Here is a 13916-nt window from a genome sequence, read left to right on the forward strand (position 1 = left end):
TAACGAGCAGCGCAGCGGTTGTCCTATCTGGAACCACCTATCGACATCAACGGATAATTCGAGGTTGTTTGAATCTGCAAAAATAATTTTCTATGTTTATAGAAAACATATCTCATGATTAAAAACTGGACTGTTACCACTCAACCTGTGCGACATGCATCAGACGGTGTCATGATGCGCGAGCGCTATCTACTAAATAAAACACACGCAAACCACAAGCACAGTGAAACTCTCATCTCTATTTTTGGTTGCGCAGAAACCTCCAACCGCATTGCACTTGCTGGTGAGCAATTCAGACTCAACCAGCACCTCTATAACCGCAAAGGCGGTCGCCCACTATCAAGCTATGCGATGGAGTATTGTCTTACGTTACCAAAGGGCTACAGACCTACCACTGCCCAATGGCAGTCCATCGTAAAAGATTGCTGTTTCGCGCTGACGAAGCTCTGCAAACTAAATAAATCTGAGTTCGCTCAATACAGACAACAAATTCGAGCCGTACTGCATCAACAAGCTCAGACGGACACCAAAGGCAGTGGCGATCATGTGCATTTAATTATTGGTAAGGTTGTGGGTAATCGAGTGTTGAAAGAACTTCAACAAAAGAAAGCGACCAAAATTATCAAACTGGCTTTTAATCAATCCGTTCTTAAACATGTTGGTATTGATTGCCGAAGCTATGATCCAATTGAAAGAGAGAAAGGACGTCGGCTATCAACTTGGCAATATCAACATCAAAAAGCGACCGAAGCATTAGAGATTGAAAAACTAATTGAGAAGATGCAAACACAGTTTGATAAGTGGTTAAAAGCAAAAGAAGCGCGTGATGAAAGGCAATTGAAGCGACAGGAAAATAGGTTACTGAAAGCATATGAGGAACTAAAAACCAAAAGTACCTCACCCGCACAAAAAGAAAATATAAATAAAATTAAAACCGAAATTATTTAAATATGCCTTACTACAACGGAAAGTGGCACTTACATTCAGAAGCGGAAAGACGCGAATACGGTCGCCAACAGCGTGAACACCTTAGCCAAATGTGGCACAAAACATGGATTTCGAAAACTGGATTAAAGCAACTGACTCAATGATAAAGCTCTTCCTTGATGGTAAAGCCGAAAACTCAGGGAAAATACCCGCTTATCGACGCACCTTGATTGAAAGGATCGAGAAAACGGAAAAGTTTCAACTTATGATGGCAGCACGTGTTGCCAAGCAACAAAAGAAAAAGATGGCTCTAATGTAAAACTCAAACCTCGGTTCAACTCCCAAATGAGGAACTGAACCGAGGTAGCTTGAAGCCATGCAAAAATGGTACTAAGATAAGGTACTAATTGAATTTCATTGATAAACACAAGCAACCTAAATCAATTAAATCAACGACTTGCAAGGCGAGAGGGTTAGACTCCCGCCAGCTCCACCAAACGTTTGGAAAGGGCCAACTCGAAAGAGTTGGCCCTTTTTTTATGTCTCATTTGAGGATGTCTTTTTACATTAGTGAACGTACGCACTATATGATTAGATTTTGTGCATTTCCTCTAAGCCACTCTTTATGCTCTTTATAGTCGGGCATGACTCGTTCAACTTCTTTCCAGAACTGTGGCGAATGGTCATGGTGGATTAGATGACAAAGCTCATGCACCACTACGTAATCAACAACCCTGTTGGGAGCCATGACAATCACCCAGTTAAATTCTAAATCACCGTAAGGGGTACAACTGCCCCATCTACTCTTAAACTCTTTAGTACGAACAACTCCCGTTTCAACGCCCACCAACGATTCGTAACGCCTTACCTTCTCTCGAATCTTCTTATCAGCATGGCTGCTTATACCAATTCGTTAAAGCTCGGAGAATATAGTGCGTTTGTGTGGATGGGTCGGAAACGGTGACCGTAATACGTCCATTAAGTAGTTTTGTAGGCTTTAAGTCGCCTTTAAGCACTTTTAAGCACTTTTAAGCACTTTTAAGCACTTTTAAGCGATAATTCCGCCCTAAGTATGGCAATGACTCACCTGACACATACTCTCGCATTGTCGTAGGGCTGGTGGGGCAATGAAAGAGTGCAAACACAACAAATCATCGATGCAATCCATGATTTGCATAACATTTCATATTAATATCTATTTTTTATGCAATTAAACACCCGTGATGTATGTAAAATATCTATTACGTAAACAAATCATGAGCAGAGCACTATCAACAACGATACCCCGAAGCCCAAATTGGCTACGCCCTCTTTAAAACACTATTTACAGCAGGTTGATTGGACATTAAGTCGCTTGCTAGGATTTATTTTAAAAGCGTTAATTTACATTTTCCTCGTCAGTATGAGTATTGCAGTCATCAGTTTTGAATTACTCAATATTTTTGAATATCAAGATGGGTTCTCTGATGTATCAACCATCGAGATTATCTTTTTTATCTCATTTCTTGTGTTGTTAAAACGCTATTGGGTATATACAAAACAAACCTCACTTCGCTGGTGGCATATCATTAGCACCCCGTTTTTATGGCACGGAAAATTCATTACGGCTGCGTTACTTTGTGCCAGTACGATTGTTTTTATTGACCTATTCGAAGGTACCGAGCACTTTAAAAACCTGTTATTGCTAGAGCAAAGTTACGACCAAATCTTTTCTTTCAGCATTATATTACTGTGCTTGTATATTGCAGTTCCAAGCCAGGATCTGATTCTAAACCCAGGCTCAGACACCCCATTAGAAACCCCAAATAACGACAACGATACTAAACAAGCACAAACGGACGCTGAGGTAACAAATGCTCAATAAAAAACACGCCATGCTTGCTATTGCACTAGCGATCTTACCAATGGTTTCCAATGCTAAAAAACTCTCTCTGGTCGATAGCTGTGTTGAACTTATCAATATTTATGACTCCAAAAGTTCGAAACGATTGTTAGCGGCACAAACCACATCGCTATCAGAAAGTTTACGTGCAGGATACTGCTTGGGAGTGATTGACCAATATGAAAAGTCCGAATATGGCTGCCGTTCAGATTGGTATGAGCGAGCACAGTTTATTGCACGCGAGTCATTAAAAGATAAGCCGTTGCCAGAGCGAAAACTATTGGAGCTATCGTGTGAAATCTAACGATAGCTACATCTCAACGCCTGATGCAATTAAGAAGCTATTTAACATAAAGTTAGCCGAACATAAATCATTCAAAGATTTGGTGTACCCACTAGTAAGAAGCAAAGGTTTCTTTGAGGTTAAAAAAGAGCCTATGGCGCTGGGCTCAACAAAGAACAACTTGCTCATTGCAAGTAATAGCCTAACCAAACTCCATAATGCCGTTTTGCTACAAGGGTTCTTTGCTGATAGTAAACGAGTCAAAGAGATCTTTTCTCATTCTAAAAAACGCATAGAAGCGGCGGACTTTTTAGAAACAGTCGTCATGGGTAGACAATCTATTCTCGCAGTTGGCATTCAAACGACTACGCTGTCAGAGCTGATCGTAAAATTAAAATCAGAACACATCGACCTGAGTAAGGAAAAGTTACCAAAACCTTTTCAAGAGTTACCGCAACTTTCTCTTAATGGCGTAACCAGTGTAATGCAGGCTCTATTGGCTCAAAGCGCCTTGCTGACACAAGGTGAATCAATGATCATGCACTTTTTCAATCAGGATATAGAAAAAGCCTACCTTGCAGCATGCTCTCTAGGAAATACAACTCCTGCGCTGGCTCAATACCAAACCCTTATCAAGCAGAAATACCTCGAAGCCGTCGAGTTCGATGACCTATTAAATAATTTATTAAATTAGTTGTTGCGAGTGCAGTGCACTCAATCATTCTTGCTATCAGTTCATCAGGGAGAGCAAGAATGACTTCAACTAAACAGCTTATTGATACATTCCAATCTCAACTCCCTCCATGCTATGCAGAGCGAGCTTTCAGTATTGAAGCCCAACTCCGAGCTGGAGCTTTATACCCAAATTTAGGGGGTAAGAAGATCCGCTCTTGTCCGACCTATATTAGGTTTAAGTTGGGTAGAGGGTTCCGGTTTGTTTGGCGTGTTGCTCCTGATGGGCTTTATCCCAAAGCAATCACAACTAGGCAAGGATTTGAGCGAATCATTAAACAAATCCGCAAGGCTAGTTATTAAACAAGGAAATTGACAATGGCTAAGAAAATCACACCAGCAGACAATGCAGCAAACATCCCTAATGCCAACAAGGGAACAAGCGGCACTAACCGTCAGCATGATCAGAACAAAGGCAACCGCGGTAAACAACTAAACCCTAATCAACAAGGGAAGAAATAATATGCCAAATTCAAGTGATATGTCTCAAGACGAGCTCGATGTATGGTCAGATATCAACAACCCAAACAACGATACTGATATGGATGATTGGTCTGATGCACATAACCCAAATAATGATGATTATTTAGGTGATGACTAAGTAATAAGCGGCTCTCTAAGGAGCCGTTTTTTTTAACTTGTTCACAAGGCATTGATGGTTAGCCGTTTAGGCTCTCAATAAAAAGCCACACATCCCATTAATGAAATGTGTGGCTGTTTAGATCTGTTCTGCTACGAACTTAGATAAGTTTAGGGGTTACTCCATATCACCTAACAAGTAATCTTCATCGCTGCTCACTACTGCGCCGTGCTTCAAGAAGTTCTTACCTAGGATCATGCTGTATTCGAAGCGAGAACGGTCTTGAAGGTTTACCCTCACCTCTTTCTCTAGGTCTCCGAGCTTAACCTTCATTTCTACCACAGGGCGAATGTTCACCTTCTCGCCTTTCTTGGCTTTAATGCGCATTACATCAATCACTGGCTTGGTGAAATCTTGCTTATCGCCTTGGTTGTTTTGATAGGTAAAGCTCACCATGTCTTGGCCATCTTTCTTAAATCGTTTGATGTTGACTGCGTTCATTGAGCTTACATCGGCACCTGTGTCGAGCTTGGCCGGGAACTTCATGCCGTTCACTTCTACTACTTCAATATGCCCAACTTTAAACAGTGGTTCGGCTTTCAGAAGGTAATCAGAACGCGTATTAACGTAAACGCCTTCTTTTGCCATCTTCTTACCTAAAATAAAGTACGCTTCTTTCTCATTTGTATTAAGCACATCGATGGCAAACTCTTGCGTACGCACTTTTCCAGACACCGCAAACTCACCACTTACAACCGGACGAGTATCATCACCGACTTTAAGCTTCTTAATAATTGGCTTGGTCACCTTCTGCTTCTCACCATTTACATCCGTAAGATAAAATTCAACGGAAGCATCTTTGCCTTTACCTGTCATTTCAAAACTGTCGACCTTCAGCAAAGGTGTATTGACAGTGAAAGAAGCCACGGCCTTAAGCGGGAAGTTATCAATCGTAATGTCCTCTTCCGGAGAGATAATCATAGGCTCACCAGACTCAGCCACATCACTAAAGTTCTCTGAACCTTCGGATAAAATATTCTCAGCACTGGTATCAATCATGAAGAGTTCGCTGGCTGTGTTGGTTCCAAATCTCAACTGCGATTCACTACTCGAGCGCTCACGTAGGTACACCAGAACGTCTTTAGTCGTGTTTTCATCGAGTTGAACAGGCACATACACCAAAGGTCTCTTCTTACCGCTCACGCTTAACATACGAACCAACGGCAATGTCATCTCTTTTTGCTTGCCGTCGTTATCGAACATATCAAACGTCACTTCACTGTTCTTCTTATCTATATCGATGTCTTTTGCATGAAGGATGCTGTAGCGATTTTTTAATGAGAAGGTCGCGTTCATCGCCATTCCAGAGATAGACACCACCTCTTTTCGGCCAACAACGGTCGCGTTCTCTTGCTCTTGTAAATAGTCATAACCTGCAAACACCAGCGCGTTATCCGCAAGGAAGGTTTTACCAATCAGCACTGGCGCAGAGAAGTGGCTTCTGTCGGTCAGGTTAACGTCGGTTTTTAGCTCTTGGTCTGCAATGGTGAGCGACATTTTTACGGTAGGGCGATGCAAAGGCGTGCTGCTGGTGCGGCTGCGTATCATGCTGACACGCTCTAAAGGCGCTTCGATTAATACCATGTCTCCCGTCCGCGGGTTTTGAACCTTAAAAGACACCACAGCCTCATATTTCGCAAAGGTAGTGCCATCCCAATCATTGTAATCAACATCGGAATTGTTCAACAGGTCTTCGGTTAACGCCGCCATCAACTCTTGGTCTTTGAGATTTTGGTAATCGGGATTAGAGCTCTTCACATGAATGTCTTCAGCATGCATAGAAGTGGTTTCCGCACCGGTATCAATTTTACCAATGAAAGGAACGTCTTTTAGCCCTTGAACGCTAGATAGGTACACGTTCTCAGTGCGGCCTAATACTGCTTTACCATCGAGTTCGTAAGTGGGATTTTGAGTGGTAGGTGAAGTGTCAGTAGCCAAAGTGTATTGTGAAAAAAGTAGAGTGCTTAAAAGAGTTAGAGCCAAAGGTATCTTTTTCATTAGTTGGTCCGTTGTGATCAGTTCACTAATAATACTGGCGTTTCCGCGAAGAGTTCCCCCACCAGCAATGGTTCTCACATAACGTTAACGCTATGAGTTTTTCAATGACAAACCGATGACTTTGCGCTGCATTCGCTTATCGATTATTGACTAATGGATACCCAATAACCTTTTTCAATACTCGGTGTTCTATTGAAGAAATGAATACAAAAAAGGCCAACGACGAGCGCTGACCTTAGCGATTCAAAACACACCTGAAGCGAGTTTAACTTGCTAAAACACAAACGGTTCTAGATAAACATAGCACTAAAAAGTCCCGACTGTTTTCTTTGCACAGATAGCTCGAGCTTTTTCTGCGTCCTCACCTTTATTTTTGAGATAGCACTGTCGATAAGATTCGACGTAGCGCTCAAATAACACCTCGGCTTCAGGTTGTGGTTTAGAGAGCAGTTGGTTAACAAACTTTCTTGAGCCGACCTCAAAATGCTGAGTATCAATTGGGGAATTCCAATCCCCTCCCCAGATCATAAATCCGTGATGGGCAAACAGCTCCACAACATCTTCTGCCATGCCGCTGCGTTCTATTTCATTACGCGCACGAAAACGAGTACGGTTCACATAACTTGTCGCAGATTGTGAAGGCTTTACCGTGATTCTTCCGTTGCTATCAAACTCTAAGAAAGGGTTTTGAACTGGGTTGATGTCGATTGCCACACCATAGGCATGTTTCGACCAACCTCCTCCGCCTGTAATAGGACGAGCGTTAAAGGCGCTGCTGTTGTTCGCATCCATTGAGGCGCTATCATCACCTCTGAATTCACGCATTAGGCGAGCGGAATGAAGAGGAAAATTGCGCTGTTTGAGCTCTGAAAAGATTTGTTCAACAGCAGGCGCAATAACATCAAGCACGATCATATTGCCCTGTTGCGTTTCCCCTTTGAAACTAATGAAATCGAAATCCACTTTGGATAGTCGCTCACAACCAACGGGCGCACCACTACTCAAGACATTGTTCTTTTTCATCATGTCGCATTGCCATTGAGATATAGGAGCGACTTGGGCATAACTCACTGCACTGAGCACAGTGGCCAGCAAGCCGACAATAAAACGTTTCATATCAAAGACTCAAAAATAGTAAGAGTGAAAAGTAGCAGAGTTGGAAAATAACATATTAAGCCAAGTTGAGCGCCCGCTTTGTTAGCGCGTTTTATCCCAATAGACAATCTCTCGAATTCGTCCATTCTGGTCGACATCCGCTTCTCCACCAACATCAGAAGGCTCAGGTAAGGTCGATAATTGCGGAGCGTAATAGGCAACCAACATAAGTACGAACGCATCGTAAATATCGTCTATCGCGGCGTCTTTACGTTTGGTATTTGAAATGGCCAACGACAAGCGGTCACACCATTGAGGGGATAGCTGCTGAATAATAGAAAGCCGTTCCTCTTTGCCTTCTTGCGTTCGTTTTGAAAACGTCAGCGGTTCGTCTTTCAATGCTGCAAACACCACTTCAGGATGTGATTCCCTGATAGAAAGATTGGGATGAGTTTCAATGAGCTCATCAAGCTCGCGAATCTTGGGCACAATTCCCCAAGTCTGTTTAGAAAACTTCTTATCAAGCTGCTCCACATTGGCACTGCACGCCGCAATGTAATCGGTTTGGTAAACCGCCTCACGACACGGAACCGGAAACACCGAAGAACCACGTTTGCTGGTTAGAAAACGCCTTGCTGCTTTGTCACACAAGCGATCTGGAGTTTGTGCATCACTAAAACCAATAGGCATATCGATAAGCGCCGTTGAACCGATAAGATCACTCGCTAGCTCATCGAGGGTGTTTACCACTTTAAACGCAGGTATCTCATTGTCAGAGACAATCCAAGCGATCCAACCCGACTTGCAGCCATCAATTCCGATGTATTTCATTATGTTCTCGATGATTAGTTTGTTGAGGGTTATTTGGGATAACTAGCCCACTTAATGATCAGTGCCACTCACTAATCAGCAGTCTGCTTTTTACACCACGTACCTGCAAGCCCATTGCATCGAACACCTCTTCAAAGTCTCGACACTGCGCAGGGATGTTAGGTAACGAAAGCGCGGCTTCTGAAAAGAATTGTTGTTCAAAATGAGCCGAATCGTTCCAAGCGAGTTGCCACCACTCTAGAATCCTCGACTTAGACGAGCGCAGCTTTTCAGCCGTAGGAACTTTATCACTTTTACTTAAGTTCTCTTTGCTTGTAGTAGGAAAGAGGTTCCACTTATCGTTGTTTGGCCAGTAAGCGAAAGGCAAACAGTGATCAACGTGATACTCATTTTTTAATGATTTTCCACTCCACACGCTGACAATGTCGGCACGATCAGATCTAAGTTGCTCGACACGTTTACGCACATCGCGAGTATCATGGTTTTGATCGATCCATACCAAGCAGTCGTGATAAGTCTGTAGTGAAATGCTTCGCTGTCGGTTCAACTCGAAACGCTGCATCTCCATGACCCATTGATTCACCACCAGCGGTTCAATCCACGAGTGGTAGATTCTAAAGCACTCCCACAGGCTTTCATCGAGAGTAAAATAACCAAAACTTTCTAAGAACTCACTATCAATGACCAGTGATTCTCGGCTCTTCCGTCGTTTGTGAGGTGGGTATATATCGAATAGTCGGTTGTCTTTCGAGCCTTGATAAATGAAAGTCACAGGTCCTGATTTAATGGTACTGATCGTTTGTGAAAATAGCTTTTGTAGAGCCTTGGCTTCATCGCCGAGAAACATAGCGCCTATCGCTAGATCATCAGCTCTTAAGTGTTTGAGTTTATTCCAACCATCCTCTTTTACAAACCCAAGTCCCTTCGTTGTGTTGCTATTTTGCTGAATCCCAGCGCCTTCTATGTCGATATCAATCAGTCGCTTAAACTGCCTAACCCAATACAGAGCAACCAAGCCCACTGGTAGAGAAATTTTCCCATCAGTTCGATCAATCACAGCGCCTGAATGCGCATCAGCAATTCTCAGTAGAGTTCTCAACAAAGCCAACTTGTATGTGGCCGACTTGTTGTCATTCACAATAATGTGGCGCACCTTGTTCAAGTCACCGGAGCCATCGTCTGGTAGTGTCATCACCACGGTTTGCCACCACACCTCACTGCGGTTCAATGTATCTTGGCTATCATCAACATGACGAACCAACAAGGCGCTGTTTTTTGATAAACGCTCGAGCTCTTCAACCGAGACTTCATAGCCTTGTCGACTGTCTTGAAACTCCCCATGACGCAGAGTGATCACCAACTTGCCATTTGGAGCTAGCAAGTTAGACAACTTTCTAAATGCGCGCTCTCGATGAGACGGAGCGAGATGCATCCAAACCGCACTGACCAATATCAAGTCAAAACGCATTCCGAGGTTTTCAGTGCGGCTAAGCGAGGGAAGTGAATCATCAATCCAGGTAACACTTGGACCTGTATATTTCGAGCCTTGTTCGCGTAATGAAGCACTTGGTTCTATCGCAATAACATCAGATCCGGCCTTGTGCATCCATAGCGCATCACGACCGCATCCAGCACCGACATCGAGTACTTTATCGCCCACTAAAGGCCAATAAGCTTGCCAGCTTTTATGCACCGTCTCGAAGGTCACTGAGTTGTACTGCTGGCAAAGTGTGTGAGCATTTTTATCGTAAAAAGGAATCGATGAGGACATATGCGCTATTGGAGTAAGGAGTCTATCTCAATAGTAATGGGGAGCTTAGGCGATTGCTAGCAGCTCATGTAAGTTCAGCCACACCAATCAGCATTTATCGTTAGTGACTGTTTTATATCAATATCCACCTAATGAGTTCATCAGGCGAGTCACACCTCGAATTGATCTCGTCAGAAAAACAAAAACAAACAAGGTGCAAGCTGACGTGCGAACAGAGATAATTGTTTGAAGATGATTAACTCGCCTCAAGCACCTAGCCGATAAAGACTAATGAACACATACTCACACATAGACACCCCGTTCAACCTGCGCCACACCTGTTGGTTTTGTGGTGAGCCTTCCAGTAACCTTGTTGAATTTCCTAAGACAGCGCAGGCAGTTGCCAAGATTGGCCATTCACCGATAGCACTGCCGGCTTGTAATGAGTGTGCGAGAATTAACTATTCAAAGAATCTGACCTCAATTTGGTCTGTGCGCGATCAGATAAAACACACTCTGATAGACAAGTACGCTAAGCACCTTGGCATCGGTGAGAACTGGACGGAGCAAGAGCTTATTGATTCTGATTTCTCGGGTTCGACGCTCGGTGGGTTTGGGCGCAGCGCTTGGAAGATGTATCAAATCGCCAAGCAACGCGTCGATTATAAAGGCTGGCCTTTGTCGGTTGATGACATCCCACTTGAGGTATACGACGAAACCAGTGGCTTTGAGTTTGACGGTACTCGTTATGCCTCAATCAATTCATGTATCGACTATTTCACCAAGGCAGCAGGCGTAGACAAAGAGCTGTTGTCGCAGCTTGTCGACATCGTTTCATCAGAAAGGTTTAGCTACGCACTGCGAATCGCCAAGCTGAACAAGAATGTCTCTAATACCAAGCGCTCGGAGATCGTCGAAGAGGTGCTGCAACAGGAGTCTGAACAAGAAGAGATACTGCTTGAGCAAGCTAATTCAATGTTTAACCCAAACGTCGAAGAGGTGAATATTTCAGGCTCAATAGCGCCTGTGTTTGCTATTCAGTGGGCCCTGGCTAACAAGGTTAAAGATTTAGCCCACCTTTGTGCTCTCGAAGATGAGTATTTTGACTATTTCGAGCACCTCGGCGGCCCTGCCGCTTTCATGTCTTATAACGGCCTACAACTCTACTTAGAATCGCGTCAAGATCCGGAATGGGTAGAAAAATCGGATCCAAATAAACAGTATTGGTGATCATGAGCCATTACTGGTGAACACGTGTAAACTCGATAACTGTGTCAAACATCCATTGTTAGTCCTTGTTTTATATAAAGATCTAAAAATAGCCCCCTATCACAGTTAATTGTTGCAATTCGGTTAAATAGAGTGAAGACTTCAAGCATCTAAAACTATTTAATCACTGCCATCTTGCGGTGAGTAAGGAGTGAATTGTGCTTGCTGTTCTTCGTATTATTTTGGCTACGGTGTTTATTATTTTCACCACTCTATGTGCTTTTGTTTACTGCTTGTTTAGCCCCAAGAACCCCAAGCATGTGTACGTTTTCTGTCGTTGGTTCAACCAACTCCAAAAGATCATCGGTGTAAAACTGGTGCAGCGCGGCCTAGACAATGCCCCAACACCAGAAAACAGCGTCTACATCTCTAACCACCAAAGCATATTGGACTTTGTGACCGATCCAGGAATGCTAAGACCGCGCACCGTTTCATTGGGCAAGCGCGATTTGTTGTACGTGCCTTTCTTTGGCCTGCTGTATTGGATCACCGGTAACATCATGATTAACCGCGAAGATAAGTCCAAAGCACGCGATACCATCAAACAAGTGGCGGAAGCGATTCATCAGAGAGATCTGTCTGTTTGGGTTTACCCGGAAGGAACCCGTAGTAAAGGACGTGGACTATTGCCATTCAAAACGGGCGCTTTCCGAATGGCAATCGAAGCTGGTGTGCCTATCACCCCGATGTGTACCAGCACCACGCACAATAAGATCGACTTGAATCGAGCCAATAATGGCATTGTGATCACCGAGATGCTGGAACCTATCGATGTATCCGGATACAAGCTTAGCGACGCAAGAGAGCTGGCCAATCGCTGTCACGCACTCATGGCAGAGAAAATAGCAGAGCTTGATGCCGAAGTGGCTCGTTTAGAGGCGCAGCAAAAAACAGAGTTGGATTCAGATCGTTCTTCTACGAACTAACTCGCAACGAAACCACTGAGTCATCGCTCAGTTACTTAAAAAGACACTCAACGATCGCAACTCTCATTGTTCTTGTTTTACTTGCTGGCGCTTATCCGCAAAATAAAAACAGGCGTTATCTGCCTTATAGAGCAATGGGAGTAAACGATGGAAGTGATTCACCATGGTGGCAAACATACTGTCACAGGATCTTGTCACGAATTAAGAGATTCAGGCCAAGCGGTGCTCATCGATTGTGGCCTTTTTCAAGGTTTAGATCTTCAAGGTAAAAAGCTTCAAGGTGCGGACACTCGCCCTCTTGATATTGAATTTGAAACATCCCACCTCAACGCTCTGCTGCTGACCCATACTCACATTGATCATATTGGCCGATTACCTTGGTTACTCGCCAGTGGGTTTAACCAACCGATTTATTGCACGCAAGCCACCGCTGAACTTGCCCCTTTAATGATTGAGGATGGCTTAAAGCTGCAAGGACTCAGCAATAAACAGTCGAAGCTGATACTCAAAAAGATTCATTCGTTAATTGCTCCCAAGCCTTACGGGGAATGGTTTCCAATCACGTCTAAACAGCAAAACAACGGAAAGGATCATGATAGGCCAAATACTCTGTATGCTCGCTTTCAACCTGCGGGGCACATCTTAGGTTCTGCCTATATCGAGATTAAGTTACCCAACCAAGAGGTGGTAGTCTTCTCTGGCGATTTGGGCCCAAGTAACACACCACTACTGCCCGATCCTAAGCCACCACGACAAGCCGACTATCTGTTTATCGAATCCACTTATGGCACCAGTACTCATGATGATATCGCTACGCGAGCTGAGCGCCTCAAAGCAATCATTGATCGTTCACTGCTCGACGGTGGCGTTATTCTAATTCCGGCCTTCAGTATCGGCAGAACTCAGGAACTGCTGTTTGATATCGAGCACCTGATCTTTGAGCATCAACTCAGTAGCGATATTCCTATTATTCTCGATTCTCCGATGGCTCAGAAAGTGACACGTTCATACCGACGCTTTAAAGAGTTGTGGGGACAAGAAGCAAAGCAGCGTCTTGAACTGGAACGCCACCCACTCGCTTTTGAGCAGTGCATTACCGTCGATGGACATAGAATGCACAAGAAAATCGTGAATCGCCTCAAGTCGACAGGTGAACCTGCGATTGTGGTCGCAGCTTCTGGGATGTGTCAGGGTGGCAGGATAATGAACTACTTATCTGCCTTGCTTCCCGATAAACGAACCGATGTAATTTTAGCGAGCTATCAAGCGCACGGGACGCTCGGACGAGAGCTGCAACAAGGCGAAATGCAGGTTTCTATTGATAACAAAGACGTTGAGGTTAATGCTCAAATTCATGGCATGTCTGGCTATTCTGCCCATGCTGATAAAGAGGATCTTTACCAATTTATAGACGGCATCGCGACTCCACCGAAAGAGGTGCATTTGATTCACGGCGAGCCAAATACTCAGTCTGAGTTCGCTCAAGCTTTGGTTGGAAAAGGATTTACAGTCGTTTAAAACAGGCGATTAATTCACGATTTCTGATTGCGGTAATCCTTACGGAAAGTTCTAAAAATCACTAC

General features: G+C 43.9%; 15 protein-coding genes. 10 read left to right on the forward strand and 5 right to left on the reverse strand.

All coding sequences use genetic code 11. The features are described from left to right. The first annotated feature begins 114 nt into the window (after nucleotides 1-114). Nucleotides 115-948 (forward strand): hypothetical protein, encoded by an 834-nt coding sequence (locus AB6D93_RS14175; RefSeq protein WP_102333738.1) that lies wholly within the window; start codon nucleotides 115-117, stop codon nucleotides 946-948. 103 nt (nucleotides 949-1051) lie between these two features. Beyond that, complete coding sequence (locus AB6D93_RS14180) at nucleotides 1052-1246, forward strand: hypothetical protein (protein ID WP_102333737.1); 195 nt, start codon at nucleotides 1052-1054, stop codon at nucleotides 1244-1246. Nucleotides 1247-1510: 264 nt separating this feature from the next. Here AB6D93_RS14180 and AB6D93_RS14185 read toward each other — a convergent pair whose 3' ends face one another. Then, complete coding sequence (locus AB6D93_RS14185) at nucleotides 1511-1774, reverse strand: M48 family metallopeptidase (RefSeq protein ID WP_229649987.1); 264 nt, start codon at nucleotides 1772-1774, stop codon at nucleotides 1511-1513. A 555-nt stretch (nucleotides 1775-2329) separates the two neighbouring features. Between AB6D93_RS14185 and AB6D93_RS14190 the strand changes: the two genes are divergently transcribed. The 5 genes from AB6D93_RS14190 (at nucleotide 2330) to AB6D93_RS14210 (ending at nucleotide 4425) form a co-directional block, all read left to right on the forward strand. Then, complete coding sequence (locus AB6D93_RS14190) at nucleotides 2330-2791, forward strand: hypothetical protein (protein ID WP_102333736.1); 462 nt, start codon at nucleotides 2330-2332, stop codon at nucleotides 2789-2791. Beyond that, on the forward strand, nucleotides 2781-3113 hold the full coding sequence (locus tag AB6D93_RS14195; RefSeq protein ID WP_054542203.1) for a hypothetical protein: 333 nt from the start codon (nucleotides 2781-2783) through the stop codon (nucleotides 3111-3113). Before AB6D93_RS14190 ends, AB6D93_RS14195 begins: the two co-directional genes overlap by 11 nt. An 82-nt stretch (nucleotides 3114-3195) precedes the next feature. Then, a complete protein-coding gene (locus AB6D93_RS14200) occupies nucleotides 3196-3786 on the forward strand; it encodes a hypothetical protein (RefSeq protein ID WP_240799484.1) in 591 nt (196 codons plus the stop codon). Nucleotides 3787-4142: 356 nt separating this feature from the next. Continuing rightward, on the forward strand, nucleotides 4143-4286 hold the full coding sequence (locus tag AB6D93_RS14205; protein WP_170964600.1) for a hypothetical protein: 144 nt from the start codon (nucleotides 4143-4145) through the stop codon (nucleotides 4284-4286). 1 nt (nucleotide 4287) lies between these two features. Next, nucleotides 4288-4425, forward strand: a complete 138-nt coding sequence (locus tag AB6D93_RS14210) for a hypothetical protein (protein WP_170967427.1) — start codon at nucleotides 4288-4290, stop codon at nucleotides 4423-4425. 156 nt (nucleotides 4426-4581) lie between these two features. Here the strand turns inward: AB6D93_RS14210 and AB6D93_RS14215 are convergent, their stop codons facing one another. From AB6D93_RS14215 to AB6D93_RS14230, 4 genes are all read right to left on the reverse strand, one after another. After that, nucleotides 4582-6462, reverse strand: a complete 1881-nt coding sequence (locus tag AB6D93_RS14215) for a RimK/LysX family protein (protein ID WP_102333734.1) — start codon at nucleotides 6460-6462, stop codon at nucleotides 4582-4584. 306 nt (nucleotides 6463-6768) lie between these two features. Then, nucleotides 6769-7578: a M15 family metallopeptidase gene (locus AB6D93_RS14220; protein ID WP_102333733.1), complete on the reverse strand. Its 810-nt coding sequence runs from the start codon at nucleotides 7576-7578 to the stop codon at nucleotides 6769-6771. Between the two features lie 81 nt (nucleotides 7579-7659). Further along, nucleotides 7660-8388 (reverse strand): DUF429 domain-containing protein, encoded by a 729-nt coding sequence (locus AB6D93_RS14225; RefSeq protein WP_102333732.1) that lies wholly within the window; start codon nucleotides 8386-8388, stop codon nucleotides 7660-7662. A gap of 58 nt (nucleotides 8389-8446) precedes the next feature. Continuing rightward, nucleotides 8447-10159, reverse strand: coding sequence for a bifunctional 2-polyprenyl-6-hydroxyphenol methylase/3-demethylubiquinol 3-O-methyltransferase UbiG (locus AB6D93_RS14230; RefSeq protein ID WP_102333731.1), 1713 nt, complete (start codon nucleotides 10157-10159; stop codon nucleotides 8447-8449). 270 nt (nucleotides 10160-10429) lie between these two features. On the opposite strand from AB6D93_RS14230, the gene AB6D93_RS14235 reads away from it, so the two are divergent. The 3 genes from AB6D93_RS14235 (at nucleotide 10430) to AB6D93_RS14245 (ending at nucleotide 13851) form a co-directional block, all read left to right on the forward strand. Beyond that, a complete protein-coding gene (locus AB6D93_RS14235; RefSeq protein ID WP_102333730.1) occupies nucleotides 10430-11368 on the forward strand; it encodes a hypothetical protein in 939 nt (312 codons plus the stop codon). Nucleotides 11369-11565: 197 nt separating this feature from the next. Continuing rightward, the gene (locus AB6D93_RS14240; RefSeq protein WP_102333729.1) at nucleotides 11566-12333 is read left to right on the forward strand and encodes a 1-acylglycerol-3-phosphate O-acyltransferase; all 768 of its coding nucleotides are present in this window, start codon (nucleotides 11566-11568) and stop codon (nucleotides 12331-12333) included. A gap of 147 nt (nucleotides 12334-12480) precedes the next feature. Beyond that, nucleotides 12481-13851, forward strand: a complete 1371-nt coding sequence (locus AB6D93_RS14245) for an MBL fold metallo-hydrolase (protein ID WP_102333728.1) — start codon at nucleotides 12481-12483, stop codon at nucleotides 13849-13851. Nucleotides 13852-13916: the final 65 nt, after the last annotated feature.

Origin of the sequence: Vibrio sp. 10N.247.310.23 (assembly GCF_041467155.1) — a bacterium.
Lineage (GTDB): Bacteria > Pseudomonadota > Gammaproteobacteria > Enterobacterales > Vibrionaceae > Vibrio > Vibrio crassostreae_C.